Source organism: Mycobacterium sp. NGS15, from assembly GCF_059813245.1.
In genome coordinates this window covers 151352-169146 of the sequence record NZ_JCALEF010000007.1, presented here as the reverse complement: position 1 = coordinate 169146, position 17795 = coordinate 151352, and the positions used below count along the sequence as shown (strand labels likewise).

Genomic DNA, 17795 nt, shown 5'->3' with positions numbered 1-17795 from the left:
ATCACCCCCCGAATCGGGGTCCGCGCCGTCGTAGGTAGCGCTCGAATTCGGCCGCCAAGGCGTCGCCGTCGATCTTGCTGAGAATCTCGGTGGTGTCCACCTCGGCGTCGCCGCGCTCCTCGAGCGACTGCACGTACTCGGCGATCTCCTCGTCCTCGGTGGTCATCTCGGAGACCGCCTGCTCCCACTCCTCGGCCTGCTCCGGCAGATCTCCGAGCGGTACCTCGACGTCGAGCACATCCTCGACGCGCTGCAGCAGCGCAACCGTCGCCTTCGGATTGGGGGGTTGTGACACGTAGTGCGGTACCGCGGCCCAGAACGCGACGGCCGGTATGCCGGCGTTCACGCAGGCGTCCTGGAATACCCCGGCGATACCGGTCGGACCCTCGTATCGGGTCTCCTCCAGGCCAAAGAACTTGGCCGCATCGGGGGAGTAGGCGGTGCCGCTGACGGGCACCGGCCGAGTGTGCGGTGTGTCGGCCAACAGGGCCCCCAAGATCACGACGGTCGACACGTTGAGACGATCCGCGATAGCCAGCAAGCGGTTGCAGAAGGTGCGCCAGCGCATGTTCGGCTCGGCGCCGTGCATCAGGACCACATCGCGCTGCGAGCCGGGCGGTGAGCAGTAGGAGATATGCATCCCCGGCCACTCCAGCTCGCGGGTGACGCCCTCGACCAGCCGCACGACGGGACGATTGACCTGGTAGTCGTAGTAGTCCTCATCGTCGATGGTCATCAACGGGGTGGCCTGCCAGGTGGTGTCCAGGTGCTCCAACGCCGCGCTGGCCGCATCACCGGCGTCATTCCAGCCTTCGAATGCGGCAACCACCACCGGGTCGCGCAGCACGGGTAGGCCGTTCTGGGCGGTATCCGACAGGGTCACGGTGCCAGCGTAAGCCCTGCGTGACGGGGACGAGCCGCGGCTGGCGGAGAAGGGATTGGATAGCCGGATCACATTGTTGATATGACGGTCTCTAAGAGAAACCCGTACGACATAACCCGCACGACATATTGGGCGTTCGCACGACTGTTGAGTGACGACGTAGACTCCATCTGGTCGAGAGGCGTTGCAACGGTTCCGGATCACAGCCCGTGACCGCCACGCTCGGCAGAGTTAAGGACGCCTTCCGCTACGGAAGGAGTGCCCTGTGAACGCCGCGAAGTCGGACGTCTGTGTGCCGTACACCATTGGGCCGGACACCTTTGTGCCGAACGTCCGCCCCGACTGCACCGATGAACTGACCGCAGCGCTGCGCCGGCGGATCATGGTTATCGACGGCGCCATGGGCACCGCGATCCAGCGCGACCGCCCGGACGAAGAGGGTTACCGCGGTGAGCGGTTCATGGAATGGCCGACCGCGCTGCAGGGCAACAACGACCTGCTCAACCTGACGCAGCCGCACATCATCGAGGGAATTCACCGGGAGTACCTGGAGGCGGGCGCCGACATCCTTGAGACGAACACGTTCAACGCGAACGCGATCTCGCTCTCGGACTACGACATGGCCGACCTCAGCTACGAGCTGAACTACGCCGGAGCCGCCCTGGCGCGCGCTGCCTGCGATGAGTTCAGCACCCCGGACAAGCCCCGATACGTCGCCGGAGCCCTCGGACCGACGACGCGGACCGCATCGATCTCGCCGGACGTCAACGACCCCGGCGCCCGCAACGTCTCCTACGACCAGCTTGTCGCCGCCTACCTCGAGGCCCTCAACGGACTGGTCGACGGTGGCTCAGACCTGATCCTCATCGAGACGATCTTCGATTCGCTGAACGCCAAGGCCGCGGTGTTCGCCGTCGAGACGCTGTTCGAGGAACGTGAACGCCGCTGGCCGGTGATCATCTCGGGCACCATCACCGATGCCTCCGGCCGGACGTTGTCCGGTCAGGTCACCGAGGCGTTCTGGAACGCGATCAGGCACGCAAAGCCGATTGCGGTCGGTCTCAACTGCGCGCTCGGCGCGCCGGAGATGAGGCCCTATATCGCCGAGGTGGCGCGCATCGCGGACACGTTCGTGTCCTGCTACCCGAACGCCGGTCTGCCCAATGCCTTCGGCGAGTACGACGAGTCCCCGGAGGCCCAGGCGGGCTACATCGCCGAGTTCGCCGAGGCCGGCCTGGTCAACCTGGTCGGCGGCTGCTGCGGTACGGCGCCGGCGCACATCGCCGAGATCGCCAAGGTCGTCGATGGTTTGACACCGAGGGAAGTGCCGGAGATCGAGTTGGCCACCCGGCTCTCGGGTCTGGAACCGCTCAACATCACCGACGACTCGCTGTTCGTCAACATCGGTGAGCGCACCAACATCACCGGTTCGGCCCGGTTCCGCAACCTGATCAAGGCCGAGGACTACGACACCGCGCTGTCGGTCGCACTACAGCAGGTCGAAGTCGGTGCGCAGGTCATCGACATCAACATGGACGAAGGCATGATCGACGGCGTCGCCGCGATGGACCGGTTCACCAAGCTGATCGCGGCCGAGCCCGACATCAGCCGCGTCCCGGTGATGATCGACTCCTCGAAATGGGAGGTCATCGAGGCCGGCCTGAAGAACGTGCAGGGCAAGCCGATCGTCAACTCGATCTCCATGAAGGAGGGCGAGGAGAAGTTCATCCGCGAGGCCCGGCTGTGCCGCAAGTACGGCGCTGCCGTCGTGGTGATGGCCTTCGACGAGCATGGGCAGGCCGACAACCTGGAGCGCCGCAAGGAGATCTGCGGGCGTGCCTACCGGATCCTCACCGAGGAGGTCGGCTTCCCCGCCGAGGACATCATCTTCGACCCGAACTGCTTCGCGCTGGCGACCGGCATCGAGGAGCACGCGACGTACGGGATCGACTTCATCGAGGCCTGTGCCTGGATCAAGGAGAACCTCCCCGGGGTGCACATCTCCGGCGGTATCTCGAACGTGTCGTTCTCGTTCCGGGGGAACAACCCCGTCCGCGAGGCCATCCACGCGGTGTTCCTGTTCCACGCCATCAAGGCGGGCCTGGACATGGGCATCGTCAACGCCGGCGCGCTGGTGCCCTACGACTCGATCGACCGCGAACTGCGCGACCGGATCGAGGACGTTGTCCTGAACCGTCGCGAGGATGCGGCCGAGCGCCTGCTGGAGATCGCCGAACGGTTCAACAGCAAGGGGGAGGAGACCGGTCCCTCGGCTGTTCAAGAGTGGCGCAGCCTCCCAGTCCGCGAGCGGATCACGCACGCCCTGGTCAAGGGCATCGACGCCGATGTCGAGACCGACACCGAGGAGTTGCGGGCCGAAATCGCGGGCGCAGGCGGACGCCCGATCGAGGTGATCGAGGGCCCGCTGATGGACGGCATGAACGTCGTCGGTGACCTCTTCGGCGCGGGCAAGATGTTCCTGCCCCAGGTCGTGAAGTCGGCCAGGGTGATGAAGAAGGCCGTCGCCTACCTGCTGCCCTTCATCGAGGAGGAAAAGGTCACCTCCGGTGCCGCGGCTGGGAACAAGGACACCAACGGCACGATCATCATGGCGACCGTCAAGGGCGACGTCCACGACATCGGTAAGAACATCGTCGGGGTCGTCCTGCAGTGCAACAACTACGAAGTGATCGATCTCGGTGTGATGGTTCCCGCCCAGAAGATCCTGGACGCGGCCAAGGAGCACAACGCCGACATCATCGGGTTGTCCGGTCTGATCACTCCGTCCCTGGACGAGATGGTCAACTTCGCCGTTGAGATGGAGCGTCAGGATCTGAAGATCCCACTGCTGATCGGTGGCGCGACCACGTCGCGCGCTCACACGGCGGTGAAGGTGTCGCCGCGTCGCAGCGGTCCTGTGGTCTGGGTGAAGGACGCCTCACGCTCGGTACCGGTCGCTGCTGCGCTCCTCGACGACAAGCAGCGTCCAGCGCTGTTGGAGGCCACTGAGAAGGACTACGCGGCCCTACGCGAACGGCACGCCCAGAAGAGTGAGCGGCCGATGCTGACGCTGGAGAAGGCCCGCGCGAACCGGACGCCGATCGAATGGGACGGCTACACGCCGCCGGTGCCCGCTATAGGGACGCGAGTACGGGAATTTCTGGAGTACGACCTCGCCGAGCTGCGCGAGTACATCGACTGGCAGCCGTTTTTCAACGCCTGGGAGATGAAGGGCAGATTCCCTGACATCCTCAACAACCCGGTATCGGGCGAGACGGCCCGCAAGCTGTACGAAGACGCCCAGGAGATGCTCGACACCCTGATCAAGGAGAAGTGGCTGACCGCCAACGGGGTCATCGGCTTCTTCCCGGCGAACGCGGTCGGTGACGACATCGAGGTCTACACCGACGAGACGCGTACCGAGGTGCTCACCACCCTGTACAACCTGCGACAGCAGGGCGAGCACCGCGACGGCATCCCGAACCGGAGCCTCGGCGACTTCATTGCACCCAAGGAAACTGGGGCCGCCGATTTCATTGGCGCCTTCGCCGTCACCACGGGGCTCGGCAGCGCCGACAAGATCGTCGAGTTCAAGGCGGCCAACGACGACTACAACGCGATCCTGCTTGAGTCGCTCGCCGACCGGCTCGCCGAGGCGTTCGCCGAACGGATGCACCAGCGGGTTCGCAAGGAGTTCTGGGGGTTTCAGCCCGACGAGCAGCTGGACAACGAGGCGCTCATCGGGGAGAAGTACGTCGGAATCCGCCCAGCGCCGGGCTACCCGGCGTGCCCGGAGCATACCGAGAAGGCGACGCTCTGGCAGCTGATGGACGTCAAGGAGCGGACCGGCATCGAGCTGACCGAGTCGATGGCGATGTGGCCGGGCGCCGCCGTCAGCGGCTGGTACTTCTCGCACCCGCAGTCGCAGTACTTCGTGGTCGGCCGGATCTCTCAGGACCAGGTCGCCGATTACGCGAAGCGCAAGGGCTGGACTCTGAAGGAGGCCGAGCGCTGGCTCGCGCCGAACCTCGGCTACAACCCGGAGGACTGAGCACCAGCGTCATGGGCAGCAGGCGACCTCTGACAGAATTGGTCGCATGCGTGCGGTGCTGTGGGACATGGACGGCACCCTCATCGAATCGGAGAAGCTCTGGGACATCTCGATGGCAGGGTTGTGCCGCAGGCTAGGTGGTGAGATGACCCCCGAGTTACGGACCGCGCTGGTCGGGGGCTCGGCGGACGCCACCATGCGGATGATCTTCACCGCGCTGGATCTGGAACACGATGCCGAGCGGATGGCCAACGAGAACGATTGGCTGCACGCGTACACCGGGGAGCTCTTCGAGACCGGTCTCGTCTGGTGCGATGGTGCTCAAGAGATGCTGGCCCAGCTTGCCGCGGAGCGGGTGCCCATGGCGCTGGTTACCAACACCATCAGGTCGCTCACCAACCAGGCGCTCAAGACCATTGGCACGCACTGGTTTACCGAGTCGGTCTGTGGCGACGAGGTGCCTGCGGGCAAGCCCGCTCCCGATCCGTATCTGCGGGCTGCCGAGCTACTGGGAGTCGAGCCGCGCGATTGCCTGGTCATCGAGGACTCGGCGACCGGCGCAGCCGCGGCCGAGGCGGCGGGGTGTGCGGTGCTGGTGGTGCCCAACCACGTCGAGGTGCCGGCCGGTGACCGGCGCAGGCATGCCATCACGTTGTCGGGCATGTCCCCGGGCGACCTGCGGGGCGCTCACGCGGACGTGCTGACGGCGTCTACCTGCAAACCCATATGACTTGCCCGGCCCGTTCGTGACAGAATCGCCACCCGTGAAGACCTTCGACGAGCTGTTCACCGAGCTCAGTGACCGCGCCAGAACCCGGCCCGAGGGAAGCGGGACCGTCGCCGCCCTCGACGCTGGGGTGCACGCACTGGGCAAGAAGCTGCTCGAAGAGGCGGGCGAGGTGTGGCTGGCCGCCGAGCACGAGAGCGACGAATCACTCGCCGAAGAGGTCAGCCAGCTGCTCTATTGGGCGCAGGTGCTGCTGATCGCCCGCGGCCTCACTCTCGATGACGTCTACCGGAAGCTCTGACATGACCAGTGCGAATGGAGCGTTGCGCGTCGCCGTTCCCAATAAAGGGGCGCTCAGCGAGGCCGCATCGGAGATCCTTTCCGAGGCCGGCTACCGGCGCCGCGGAGATGCCAAGGACCTCACGGTGCTGGATCCGCAGAACGACGTCGAGTTCTTCTTCCTGAGGCCCAAGGACATAGCGATCTACGTCGGCTCTGGCGAGCTGGATCTTGGTATCACCGGCCGCGACCTGATGATGGACTCCGATGCGCCGGTGATCGAGCGGCTCGCGCTGGGATTCGGTGGATCGACGTTCCGCTACGCCGCGCCTGCCGGGCGAGACTGGACGATTTACGACATCGCGGGGAAGCGGATTGCCACTGCCTACCCCAACCTGGTGCGAAAGGATCTGGCCACCAAGGGAATCGAGGCCGATGTCATTCGGCTGGACGGTGCTGTCGAGATATCCATCCAGCTTGGCGTGGCTGATGTGATCGCCGATATCGTCGGCACCGGCCGCACCCTGCGCCAGCACGGACTGGTGGCCTTCGGGGAGTCGCTGTGCGATTCGGAGGCCGTGCTGATCGAGCGGGAGAACGCCGATCCGGCAACGGAAACGGCGCGCGCACAGCTCACGACCCGCATCCAGGGCGTGGTGTTCGGCCAGCTGTATTTGATGCTCGACTATGACTGCCCGCGTGCGGTTCTGGACGAGGCACTCAAGGTGACGCCCGGCCTGGAATCTCCGACCCTGGCCCCGCTGGCTGACGAGAACTGGGTGGCGGTACGTGCCCTGGCCCCGCGCAAGGGCGTGAACACCACCATGGATGCGCTGGCCGCGATCGGCGCGAAGGCCATTCTGGCCTCCGAAGTCAGATTCTTCCGCGCCTAGTTTCCCGGGGGTTTCTCCGGATTCCTTCGCGAGTAATCGCAGCTCGGCCTAACATGGCGGTATGGCGCTGCACGTCCTCGTCTATAGCGATGACATCACGGTCCGGCGCAAGGTAATTCAGGGAATTGGCACACGGCCGGATTCTGCACTGCCGCCACTGGAGTTTGTCGAGGTGGCCACCGGACCCATGGTCATCGAAAGCCTCGCCGCCGGTGGCATCGACGTGGCGATCCTGGACGGTGAGGCGACGCCCTTCGGCGGGATGGGCGTGGCCAAACAGGTCAAGGACGAGGTCGTTGCGCCGCCTCCGATCGTGGTCCTGACCGGACGTCCGCAAGACAGCTGGCTGGCGAACTGGTCCCGCGCCGAGGGTGTGGTACCGCGGCCGATCGACCCGATGCGACTGACCGCGACGGTGATCGAGCTGCTTGGTTCGGCCGCCGCGACACACCGCTGACGTCAGCCGTCCCAAGCCCTTCGGCTCAGTACTTAATTACGCAAAACACCGTCAAACGGTGGCATGGACCAGGCGCCAACCGATAGTGTGTTTGTTAGGTCACATCTGTACTGGTCGGCAGCCCTCGACCACACACAGCAATGACGCGGCAACGTTGCCGATCCAGCACAGGGACCCGATCGATCGATTCGGGAGGCTGTTCTGCCATGGATGCATATGTACCGATCTTGGTACTCGGCGCCATTGCGGTGGCCTTTGCCGTTTTCTCCATTGGGATTTCGTCATTTGTCGGTCCGCGCCGATACAACCGCGCGAAGCTTCAGGCGTATGAATGCGGTATCGAGCCCACCGAGCACTCGATGGGCCGTGATCACCACGGTGGCGCCGTCGGCGGACACCGGGTGCCCGTGAAGTACTACCTCACCGCGATGTTGTTCATCATCTTCGATATCGAGATCGTCTTCCTGTATCCGTGGGCCGTCCACTTCGGGGCCCTCGGAGTGTTCGGACTGCTCGCAATGGCCTTGTTCATCGTCAACGTGTCGGTGGCGTACGCCTACGAATGGAGGCGCGGTGGCCTGAGCTGGGATTAGCCCCTGTGCGATTGGTGGGGCGGCGCGGAAGTCCTTGCAACATCACGAATAAGCACACCTGTCGGGAGAGCTATGGGTCTTGAGGAAAAACTGCCTAGCGGATTTCTGTTGAGCACCGTCGAGGCGCTGGCGGGCTACGTACGCAAAGGTTCGTTGTGGCCCGCCACCTTTGGGCTGGCGTGTTGTGCCATCGAGATGATGTCGACGGCGGGCCCGCGATTCGACATCGCCCGCTTTGGCATGGAACGGTTCTCGGCGACACCACGACAGGCCGACCTCATGATCGTGGCCGGCAGGGTCAGCCAGAAGATGGCCCCGGTGTTGCGGCAGATCTATGACCAGATGGCTGAACCGAAATGGGTGCTCGCCATGGGGGTCTGTGCTTCTTCGGGCGGGATGTTCAACAACTATGCCATCCTGCAGGGTGTCGATCATGTTGTCCCCGTGGATATCTACCTTCCCGGGTGTCCTCCGCGCCCGGAAATGCTGCTGCACGCGATCTTGAAGCTGCACGAGAAGATCGGCGATATGCCGCTCGGGGCCAATCGTGAGGAGGTCATCCGCGAGACCGAAGCGGCGGCCCTCGCCGCCACACCGACCATCGAGATGAAGGGCCTGCTGCGGTGACGGGCAACGAGCAGAACCCAGGCGAGGTCATCGGGGTACGGCATGGGCTCTTCGGTGTCCACGGCAGTGGCGACACGTCGGGTTATGGCGGGCTGGTTCAGCCAATCTCCTTGCCGGCCAGCTCGGACCGTCCCTACGGCGGGTACTTCGATCAGGTCGTCGATCGGCTGGAATCGGTGCTTGCGGAGCAGGAACACGTCACCTATGAGGATGCCATCGAGGGCGTTGTCGTCTACCGTGATCAACTCACGATCCACGTCCAGGCCGAGCACTTGGTGCAAGTAGCTCAGTCCCTGCGAGATGACCCGCAGCTGCGTTTCGAGCTCTGCCTCGGTGTCAGCGGTGTGCACTACCCCGAGGATGCTGCGCGGGAACTGCATGCCGTCTACCCGCTCATGTCGATTACCTGGAACCGGCGGGTCATGCTCGAAGTAGCGGTGCCGGACGATAATCCGCATATCCCGTCGCTGAATGCCGTGTACCCGACCACCGACTGGCACGAACGGGAAACCTACGACTTCTTTGGCATCGTCTTCGACGATCACCCAGCGTTGACGCGTATCGAAATGCCGGATGACTGGGACGGGCATCCGCAGCGCAAGGACTATCCACTCGGTGGCGTGCCGGTCGAATACCACGGGGCGACTATCGCTCCGCCCGATCAGCGGAGGTCCTACAACTAATGACAGCACAGCCCGAGACACACCTGATGGCCGGCGGGCAGGACTGGGACGAGATCGTCACTGCCGCCGCCCAAGCCGGTGACGAACGCATTGTCGTCAACATGGGCCCCCAGCATCCGTCGACCCACGGCGTGCTGCGCCTGATCCTGGAGATCGAGGGGGAGACGGTTACCGTCGTGCGCTGCGGAATCGGCTATCTGCACACCGGTATCGAAAAGAATCTGGAGTATCGCACCTGGATGCAGGGCGTCACCTTTGTGACCCGGATGGACTACCTGTCACCATTCTTCAACGAGACCGCCTATTGCCTGGGGGTCGAGAAGTTACTCGACATCACCGACGAAATCCCGGAGCGTGCCACCGTGATTCGGGTGTTGATGATGGAACTCAATCGCATCTCCTCCCATCTGGTCGCACTCGCCACCGGTGGTATGGAGCTCGGCGCGATGACTGCGATGTTCCTCGGGTTTCGCGAACGCGAAATGATCCTGAAGGTATTCGAAGCGGTCACCGGCCTGCGCATGAATCACGCCTACGTCAGGCCCGGCGGGCTGGCGCAGGATCTGCCCGATGGCGCCGAGCAGGACGTGCAGGATCTGCTGAAGATCCTGCCCGGCAGGTTACGTGACATGGAAAACCTGTTGAACGAGAACTACATCTGGAAGGCGCGGACTCAGGGAGTCGGATACCTGGACCTGACCGGTTGTATGGCGCTGGGCATCACCGGTCCGGTACTGCGTGCCACGGGGCTGGCGCACGATCTGCGGCGCGCACAACCGTACTGTGGATACGAGAACTATGACTTCGAGGTCATCACCCATGGGGACTGCGACTCCTATGGCCGGTATCTGATCCGGGTCAAGGAGATGCACGAGTCCATCAAGATCGCTCAGCAGTGCCTGGATCGGTTGCGGCCAGGGCCGATCATGGTGGACGACAAGAAGATTGCGTGGCCCGCCGACCTCTCGTCGGGCCCAGATGGGTTGGGTAACTCGCCCAAACACATCGCCAAGATCATGGGCACGTCCATGGAGGGGCTGATCCACCACTTCAAACTGGTGACCGAGGGGATCAGGGTACCGGCCGGACAGGTGTACGTCGCCGTCGAGTCGCCGCGCGGTGAGCTCGGGGTACACATGGTCAGCGATGGCGGAACGCGGCCCTACCGCGTGCATTTCCGCGATCCATCGTTTACGAATCTGCAGTCTGTCTCGGCGATGTGTGAGGGCGGAATGGTGGCCGATCTGATCGCTGCGGTCGCGAGTATCGATCCGGTGATGGGCGGGGTGGACAGGTGAAGGAGACGGAGCGCGAGGGCGTCTTTCTTGAACTCGGCAACCGCCCGCCGGATGACCAGGGCAGTAGCTTCGCCGGGCGCAAAAGTTATCCGCCGGAGGTAGTTTCACGCCTTACCATCGATGCCAAGGAGATCCTCGACCGATATCCGAGCCGTAGGTCGGCGTTGCTGCCGCTGCTGCACCTGGTCCAGTCCGAGGACGGGTTTGTGACCATGGCGGGCATCGAATTCTGCGCTGGACAAGTGGAATTGACATCCGCCGAGGTGACGGCCGTGGCGAGCTTCTACTCGATGTACCGGCGCGAACCGACCGGCGATTACCTCGTTGGGGTATGTACCAACACGCTCTGTGCGGTGCTGGGTGGTGACGCGATCTTGACGCGATTGGTCGATGAGCTCGGTGTGCCGCCCGGCGGTACCACCGAGGACGGCAAGGTCACGCTCGAACATGTCGAGTGCAACGCCGCCTGTGACTACGCGCCGGTGTTGATGGTCAATTGGGAGTTCTTCGACAACCAAACCCCGGAGGGAGCAGTAGATCTAGTGGAGGGCCTCCGCAGCGACCGCATTCCCGAGCCACGGCGCGGTGCGCCGCCGTGCACGTTCAGACAGACCGCCCGGATCTTGGCCGGGTTCGCGGACGAGCGGCCTGAGGCGGTGGCCGCTGCGCAGCCGGGTGAGCCGACACTGGCGGGACTGCGACTCGCTCGGGACGTAGAAAAGGACGCAAAGGGAGTGGCAGGGGGGACGACGCGGTGACGTCCACGATCCTTGCCCCGGTCCTTTCCGAGCACTGGGACGAGGCCGACTCCTGGACCCTTGGCGGGTATCTGCGCCATGAGGGCTACCGGGGCCTGCATACCGCACTGAGCATGGAACCGGATGCGGTCATCGCCCTGGTGAAGGACGCAGGTCTGCGTGGGCGAGGGGGCGCCGGATTCCCCACGGGCACCAAATGGTCCTTCATCCCGCAGGGTGACGGCAAGCCGCACTACCTGGTGGTGAACGCCGACGAGTCCGAACCCGGTACGTGCAAAGACATTCCGTTGATGCTGGCGACACCACACACCCTCATCGAGGGAATCGTCATCGCCGCCTATGCGATCCGTGCCGCACACGCCTTCATCTACGTGCGCGGCGAGGTCATCTCGGTGATCCGAAGGTTGCAGACCGCGGTGGCGCAGGCGTATGAGGCCGGATATCTGGGCCGCAACATTCTTGATAGCGGTTTCGATCTGGAGCTGGTGGTGCATGCCGGTGCGGGCGCCTATATCTGCGGGGAAGAGACCGCGCTCCTGGACTCGCTGGAGGGGCGCCGCGGCCAGCCGCGGCTGCGTCCCCCATTTCCTGCGGTTGCCGGTCTGTACGCCAGCCCGACGGTTGTCAACAACGTCGAGTCCATCGCGAGTGTCCCGGTCATCCTGAGGCGCGGTGCCGAGTGGTTCCGGACGATGGGATCGGAGAAGTCGCCGGGATTCACGCTGTACTCGTTGTCCGGCCATGTGCGCACCCCCGGACAGTATGAGGCTCCGCTCGGAGTGACGCTGCGCGAGCTTCTGGAGCTGGCCGGGGGAGTGCGCGACGGACACGGGCTCAAGTTCTGGACTCCCGGTGGCTCATCGACACCGTTGTTCACCGCCGAGCATCTGGATGTCCCGCTCGATTACGAGGGTGTGAGTGCCGCCGGATCGATGCTGGGCACCAAGGCATTACAGATATTCGATGACACCACGTGCGTGGTACGCGCAGTGCTCAGGTGGACCGAGTTCTACGCGCACGAGTCCTGTGGCAAGTGCACGCCCTGCCGTGAGGGTACCTATTGGCTGGTGCGCATTCTCCAGCGACTGGAATCCGGCGAGGGTGCTGCCGAAGACCTGGACAAACTTCTCGACATCTCGGACATCGTGCTGGGTAAGTCATTCTGCGCTCTCGGTGACGGCGCAGCGAGTCCGATCATGTCCTCGCTCAAGTACTTCCGTGCAGAGTACGAGGCACACCTACAGAACGGGTGCCCCTTCGATTCGGGGGCCAGCACCGTCTTCGGGGAGGGGAACCGATGACTGCCGTAGAAAGGGAGACCGAGATTGAGCTGGTCACCGTCGACATCGACGGGACCAGCATCGCGGTGCCCAAGGGCACATTGGTCATTCGTGCCGCCGAGCTGATCGGCGTCCAGATTCCCCGGTTCTGCGATCACCCGCTCCTCGATCCGGTGGGTGCGTGTCGACAGTGCCTGGTCGAAGTGGAGGGCCAACGTAAACCGTTGGCCGCGTGTACCACCACCGTCACCGACGAGATGGTTGTTCATACGCAGGTCACGTCCGCGGCGGCGCAGAAGGCGCAGAGCGGCGTGATGGAACTGCTGCTGATCAATCACCCACTCGACTGTCCGGTCTGCGACAAGGGCGGAGAGTGCCCACTGCAGAACCAGGCCATGTCGACCGGTCGCGCCGAGACCCGGTTCGCCGAGGCTAAACGCACATTTCCGAAGCCGATTCCGCTGTCCACCGAGGTGTTGCTCGACAGGGAGCGCTGTGTCCTGTGCGCGCGGTGCACCCGGTTCTCCCAACAGGTCGCCGGTGACCCGTTCATCGAGCTTCTCGAACGCGGTGCGCAACAACAGGTCGGCATCGCGGGCGATGAACCCTTCGATTCCTACTTCTCCGGCAATACCGTGCAGATTTGTCCGGTAGGCGCTCTCACCGGTGCCGCATACCGATTCCGCGCCCGCCCGTTCGATTTGGTGTCCACGCCCAGTGTGTGCGAGCACTGCGCGAGCGGATGTGCACAGCGCACCGACCATCGGCGCGGAAAGGTGCTGCGGCGACTGGCCGGTGACGATCCCGAAGTCAACGAGGAATGGAACTGCGATAAGGGGCGCTGGGCATTCACCTACGCCACCGCGGGGGACCGCATCACCGATCCGATGATTCGTGACGAGTCCGGAAGCCTGGTCGCAGTATCGTGGCCGCAGGCATTGGAAACCGCCGCAAAGGGTTTGGCGGATGCGGGCGCCAATGCCGGGGTCCTCACTGGTGGACGGCTCACCGTCGAAGACTCCTATGCCTATGTCAAGTTCGCCCGCATGGTGCTCGGCACCAACAACATCGACTTCCGGGCTCGCGCGCATAGCGCGGAGGAGGCCGCGTTCCTGGGCTCGGGCGTTGCCGGGCATGGGATGACGCAGACGTACGCGGCATTGGAGGCCGCGCCGGTGGTGGTGCTGGCGGGATTTGAACCGGAAGAGGAATCTCCCATCGTCTTCCTGCGGTTGCGTAAGGGGGTCCGTAAACGGGGGCTCAAGGTGCTCACTGTCGCGCCCTTCGCCAGCCGCGGGTCCACCAAGCTCTCGGCCCATGTGATCGCCACCGTTCCTGGCAGTGAACCGGAAACCATCGCGGGCCTGGTTGATTCGGATCTCTTACGTCAGCCCGGGGCCGTGATCATGGCGGGAGAACGGTTGGCGTGTATACCCGGAGCACTGTCGGCGGCGGCACAGCTCGCCGCGAAGACGGGCGCGACGCTGGCGTGGGTTCCGCGTAGAGCAGGGGAGCGTGGAGCCTTGGAAGCGGGGGCGCTGCCGAGGCTCCTGCCGGGTGGTCACCCGGTATCCGACAGTGCGGCGCGACGCTATGTTGCCGACAAGTGGGGAGTGATCGCGCTGCCCGATATGCCCGGGCTCGACGCCGGCGGCATGTTGGATCCGGGAAGCGGCCTGGATGCGTTCCTCGTCGGTGGCGTCGAACTGGCTGACCTTCCGTACCCTGCCGCCGCCGTCGGTGCGCTCAAGACAGCGTTCGTGGTGAGCCTGGAGATGCGCCGCGGCGCCGTCACCGAGCTCGCCGATGTGGTGCTTCCGGTGGCGGCGGTCGCGGAGAAATCCGGCAGCTTCGTGAATTGGGAAGGCAGGCTGAGACCTTTCCAGACCACTCTCGATACCAGTGATGCCCTCGACGATCTCAGACTGCTTGCCGCGTTGTCTCGGCGGATGGATCGCCCGATCGGCCTGGACGATGGAAACGAGGCGCTCGCGGAGCTCGCGGGCATCGGTCCGTGGGCGGGCGCGCGGGAAACCCCGGGGCCAGTCCGGGCGACCGCCAGGCCGCGGCCCGAGGCGGGAGAGGCGGTACTGGCGTCCTGGCGCCTGCTGCTGGACGCCGGTCGGCTGCAGGACGGCGAACAGTTCCTTGCCGGTACCGCGCACAGCACAGAGGTGCGGTTATCGGACGCGACAGCACATGAGATCGGTGCCGCTGAAGGCGAATTGGTGACCGTGCGCAGTATGTCGGAGTCGATCCAGGGGGCCATTACCCTGCCGCTGCGGATAACGGAGATGCCGGACAGGGTGGTCTGGGTACCGATGCGCTCGGCCGGGTCGGAGGTTCATCAGCAGCTCGGTCCGGCGCTGGGGCAAGTGGTGCGAATAGAGGTCACGTCATGACAGGCAAGACGGACTTGTCACAGTTCGGAATCGATCCGCTCTGGCTCGTGCTCCTGAAATGCGTTGCGGTATTCGTCTTCCTGGTGCTGACCGTGCTTGTGGCGATTCTTGTCGAGCGCAAGGTGCTTGCCTGGATGCAGCGCCGCATCGGCCCCAACAGGGTGGGCCCGTTCGGGCTGCTGCAGAGCCTGGCCGACGGCGTGAAACTGGCCCTCAAAGAGGGCCTGACCCCGGCCGGCGTCGACAAGCCGATCTATCTCTTGGCGCCCATCATCTCTGTGGTACCGGCGATCGTCGCGTACGCGGTGATCCCGTTCGGTCCCGTGGTCTCGTTTTTCGGCCATCGCACACCCCTTCAGCTCACGGACCTACCGGTGGCGATTCTTTTCGTGCTCGCGGTCACTTCCGTGGGTGTCTACGGAATCGTGCTGGGCGGCTGGGCGTCCGGATCCACCTACCCGCTGCTCGGCGGATTGCGGTCCTCCGCGCAGGTGATCTCCTACGAGATAGCGATGGGCCTGACATTCGCCGCGGTGTTCCTGCTGGCCGGAACGATGTCGACGTCGGGAATCGTCGCCGCGCAGGCCGGCCGCTGGTACGTCTTCCTGCTGTTGCCATCGTTCCTGGTGTACGTGACCGCCATGGTCGGCGAGACCAACAGGGCACCGTTCGACCTGCCCGAAGCAGAGGGTGAGCTGGTCGGTGGATTCCACACCGAATACTCCTCGCTGCGCTTCGCGATGTTCATGCTCGCCGAATACATCAATATGGCAACGGTTTCCGGGTTGGCGGCAACCATGTTCCTTGGGGGCTGGCACGCGCCCTGGCCGTTGAGCCTGATGGACGGCGCAAACACCTCCTGGTGGCCGGTGCTGTGGTTTGTGGCCAAGGTCTGGGGCTTCATGTTCCTGTTCATGTGGCTGCGCGCCACCTTGCCGCGGCTGCGCTACGACCAGTTCATGCGGTTGGGCTGGGAGGTCTTGATCCCGGTGGCGCTGGCATGGATTGTCATCGTCGGCGTGGTGCAGGCCATCGCGCTCTACGGATATGGAAACCCGTCGATCATCCTCGGCGTGACCGGCGTGGTGTTCTCGGTCGGCAGCATCGCCCTGGTGGGTGTCGTGTCGCGGCGTGCCGAACCACCGAAACCCTCGCTGTCCAAAAACTTCGATCCGATGGCCGGCGGATTCCCGGTGCCGCCGCTGCCCGGGCAGCACGTCGACTCGGGCCCGGGTACAACCACAAAGGAGGACGCACATGCCTGATCTTTTGCGACATTCCGTCGATGCCATGGCCGGGTTCTGGGTGACCTTCTCCTCGATGTTCAAAAAGCGGCTCACCGAGCAATACCCCGAGAAGAAGGAACCCACCGCACCCCGCTACCACGGAAGGCACCAACTCAACCGGTACTCCGATGGGCTGGAGAAATGCATCGGCTGTGAGTTGTGTGCCTGGGCGTGTCCGGCCGACGCCATATTCGTCGAGGGCGCCGACAATTCCGAGGAAGAACGCTTCTCTCCAGGTGAGCGATATGGCCAGGTGTACCAGATCAATTATCTGCGGTGCATCGGTTGCGGGCTGTGTATCGAAGCGTGCCCGACCCGCGCTCTCACCATGACCAACGACTACGAGATGGCCGATGACAATCGGTCCGACCTCATCTACGGCAAGGACAAACTGCTGGCACCGCTGCAACCCGGTATGGAGCCGCCCCCGCACGCGATGTACCCGGGGTCCACCGACACGGACTACTACCTGGGCAACCTGCCAAAGGCAGGGGAGGATCTCAGGTGAGCTTCGTCGCCGTGGCCGGCCACGTGACAATGATTGCGGCCGAGGGTCTCTCGCGCACACCGACGTGGGAGGGAGTGACGTTCTGGGTGCTTGGCACCGTCGCGGTGCTCGGCGCACTCGGCGTGATCGCTGCGCCCAAGGCGGTGTATTCGGCGATCTTCCTTGCCATGACCATGGTCATTCTCGCGGTGTTTTTCGTGGCCCAGGGTGCGCTGTTTCTCGGCGTCGCCCAGGTGGTGGTGTACACCGGCGCGGTCATGATGCTGTTTTTGTTCGTCCTCATGTTCGTGGGCGTAGATTCCTCCGACTCTCTGGTGGAGACACTGCCGGGCCAGCGGGTGGGTGCCATCGCGGCCGGGCTGGGGTTCGGGATACTGGCCATCGCGGGCATCGGAAATGCTTCCATCACAGCGTTTGTCGGGCTCGACCAGGCCAACAGCCGCGGAAACGTGGAGGGTCTGGCCGAGCGCATCTTTATCGACTATCTGTGGGCGTTCGAACTCACCGGCGCACTGTTGATCACCGCGACGATCGGCGCGATGGTGCTGGCGCACCGGGAGAAGCTGGGGCAGACCGGCGGACAGCGCGAGTTGGCGATTCGGCGGTTCCTGCATGGAGATCGTGCCACGCCGTTGCCCAATCCGGGTGTGTACGCGCGGCATAACGCTGTCGACGTGCCTGCGTTACTTCCCGACGGGTCATTCTCCGAGTTGTCGGTCAGCGGTGTGCTCACCCCGCGGGATATGGAGGCACGGTGAATCCCGGCAACTACCTCTATCTGGCCGCACTCATCTTCACCATCGGGGCGGCCGGCGTGATGTTGCGCCGTAACGCGATTGTGGTCTTCATGAGTGTCGAGCTGATGCTCAACGCGGCAAACCTGGCATTCGTCACCTTCGCCCGGATGCACGGAAACCTCGACGGCCAGGTCATCGCGTTCTTCACCATGGTGGTAGCAGCCACGGAAGTGGTTGTGGGACTGGGAATCATCATGACTATCTTCCGCACCCGCAGGTCGGCCTCGGTCGACGACGCCGATCTATTGAGATTCTAGGGATAGTTCTAGGAAG

17 protein-coding genes are annotated in these 17795 nt (G+C 64.1%); 16 read left to right on the top strand and 1 reads right to left on the bottom strand.

The features are described 5' to 3' along the window. Window position 1 precedes the first annotated feature (1 nt). Window positions 2-883 carry a PAC2 family protein gene (locus AC5Y5C_RS21675; RefSeq protein WP_499976366.1) on the bottom strand — a complete coding sequence of 294 codons (882 nt, stop codon included), beginning with the start codon at window positions 881-883 and terminating at the stop codon, window positions 2-4. A 265-nt stretch (window positions 884-1148) separates the two neighbouring features. Here AC5Y5C_RS21675 and metH point away from each other — a divergent pair, with 265 nt between their 5' ends. The 16 genes from metH to nuoK all read left to right on the top strand — a co-directional run bounded on the left by metH (window position 1149) and on the right by nuoK (window position 17779). After that, on the top strand, window positions 1149-4934 hold the full coding sequence (metH, locus tag AC5Y5C_RS21670; RefSeq protein ID WP_499976364.1) for a methionine synthase: 3786 nt from the start codon (window positions 1149-1151) through the stop codon (window positions 4932-4934). A gap of 46 nt (window positions 4935-4980) precedes the next feature. Beyond that, the gene (locus AC5Y5C_RS21665; protein ID WP_499976362.1) at window positions 4981-5664 is read left to right on the top strand and encodes an HAD family hydrolase; all 684 of its coding nucleotides are present in this window, start codon (window positions 4981-4983) and stop codon (window positions 5662-5664) included. 16 nt (window positions 5665-5680) lie between these two features. Beyond that, on the top strand, window positions 5681-5962 hold the full coding sequence (locus AC5Y5C_RS21660; protein ID WP_499976361.1) for a phosphoribosyl-ATP diphosphatase: 282 nt from the start codon (window positions 5681-5683) through the stop codon (window positions 5960-5962). 1 nt (window position 5963) lies between these two features. Beyond that, window positions 5964-6833, top strand: a complete 870-nt coding sequence (hisG, locus tag AC5Y5C_RS21655; RefSeq protein ID WP_499976359.1) for an ATP phosphoribosyltransferase — start codon at window positions 5964-5966, stop codon at window positions 6831-6833. A 61-nt stretch (window positions 6834-6894) separates the two neighbouring features. Then, window positions 6895-7290, top strand: coding sequence for a hypothetical protein (locus tag AC5Y5C_RS21650; RefSeq protein ID WP_499976358.1), 396 nt, complete (start codon window positions 6895-6897; stop codon window positions 7288-7290). 206 nt (window positions 7291-7496) lie between these two features. Then, window positions 7497-7883, top strand: coding sequence for an NADH-quinone oxidoreductase subunit A (locus AC5Y5C_RS21645; RefSeq protein ID WP_499976357.1), 387 nt, complete (start codon window positions 7497-7499; stop codon window positions 7881-7883). Window positions 7884-7955: 72 nt separating this feature from the next. Continuing rightward, window positions 7956-8510, top strand: a complete 555-nt coding sequence (locus tag AC5Y5C_RS21640; protein WP_499976355.1) for a NuoB/complex I 20 kDa subunit family protein — start codon at window positions 7956-7958, stop codon at window positions 8508-8510. Next, window positions 8507-9193 carry an NADH-quinone oxidoreductase subunit C gene (locus AC5Y5C_RS21635; protein ID WP_499976354.1) on the top strand — a complete coding sequence of 229 codons (687 nt, stop codon included), beginning with the start codon at window positions 8507-8509 and terminating at the stop codon, window positions 9191-9193. Before AC5Y5C_RS21640 ends, AC5Y5C_RS21635 begins: the two co-directional genes overlap by 4 nt. Beyond that, window positions 9193-10491 carry an NADH dehydrogenase (quinone) subunit D gene (gene nuoD / locus AC5Y5C_RS21630; RefSeq protein WP_499976352.1) on the top strand — a complete coding sequence of 433 codons (1299 nt, stop codon included), beginning with the start codon at window positions 9193-9195 and terminating at the stop codon, window positions 10489-10491. The genes AC5Y5C_RS21635 and nuoD overlap by 1 nt, the downstream gene beginning before the upstream one ends. Then, complete coding sequence (nuoE, locus tag AC5Y5C_RS21625) at window positions 10488-11249, top strand: NADH-quinone oxidoreductase subunit NuoE (protein ID WP_499976350.1); 762 nt, start codon at window positions 10488-10490, stop codon at window positions 11247-11249. The genes nuoD and nuoE overlap by 4 nt, the downstream gene beginning before the upstream one ends. Continuing rightward, a complete protein-coding gene (nuoF, locus tag AC5Y5C_RS21620; RefSeq protein ID WP_499976348.1) occupies window positions 11246-12550 on the top strand; it encodes an NADH-quinone oxidoreductase subunit NuoF in 1305 nt (434 codons plus the stop codon). The genes nuoE and nuoF overlap by 4 nt, the downstream gene beginning before the upstream one ends. Beyond that, the gene (locus tag AC5Y5C_RS21615; protein ID WP_499976347.1) at window positions 12547-14931 is read left to right on the top strand and encodes an NADH-quinone oxidoreductase subunit G; all 2385 of its coding nucleotides are present in this window, start codon (window positions 12547-12549) and stop codon (window positions 14929-14931) included. Before nuoF ends, AC5Y5C_RS21615 begins: the two co-directional genes overlap by 4 nt. Further along, the gene (nuoH, locus tag AC5Y5C_RS21610; protein WP_499976346.1) at window positions 14928-16196 is read left to right on the top strand and encodes an NADH-quinone oxidoreductase subunit NuoH; all 1269 of its coding nucleotides are present in this window, start codon (window positions 14928-14930) and stop codon (window positions 16194-16196) included. Before AC5Y5C_RS21615 ends, nuoH begins: the two co-directional genes overlap by 4 nt. Then, the gene (gene nuoI / locus AC5Y5C_RS21605; RefSeq protein ID WP_499976344.1) at window positions 16189-16725 is read left to right on the top strand and encodes an NADH-quinone oxidoreductase subunit NuoI; all 537 of its coding nucleotides are present in this window, start codon (window positions 16189-16191) and stop codon (window positions 16723-16725) included. The genes nuoH and nuoI overlap by 8 nt, the downstream gene beginning before the upstream one ends. Window positions 16726-16754: 29 nt before the next feature. After that, window positions 16755-17483 carry an NADH-quinone oxidoreductase subunit J gene (locus AC5Y5C_RS21600; RefSeq protein ID WP_499976758.1) on the top strand — a complete coding sequence of 243 codons (729 nt, stop codon included), beginning with the start codon at window positions 16755-16757 and terminating at the stop codon, window positions 17481-17483. After that, a complete protein-coding gene (gene nuoK, locus AC5Y5C_RS21595; protein WP_078326363.1) occupies window positions 17480-17779 on the top strand; it encodes an NADH-quinone oxidoreductase subunit NuoK in 300 nt (99 codons plus the stop codon). The genes AC5Y5C_RS21600 and nuoK overlap by 4 nt, the downstream gene beginning before the upstream one ends. Window positions 17780-17795 lie beyond the last annotated feature (16 nt).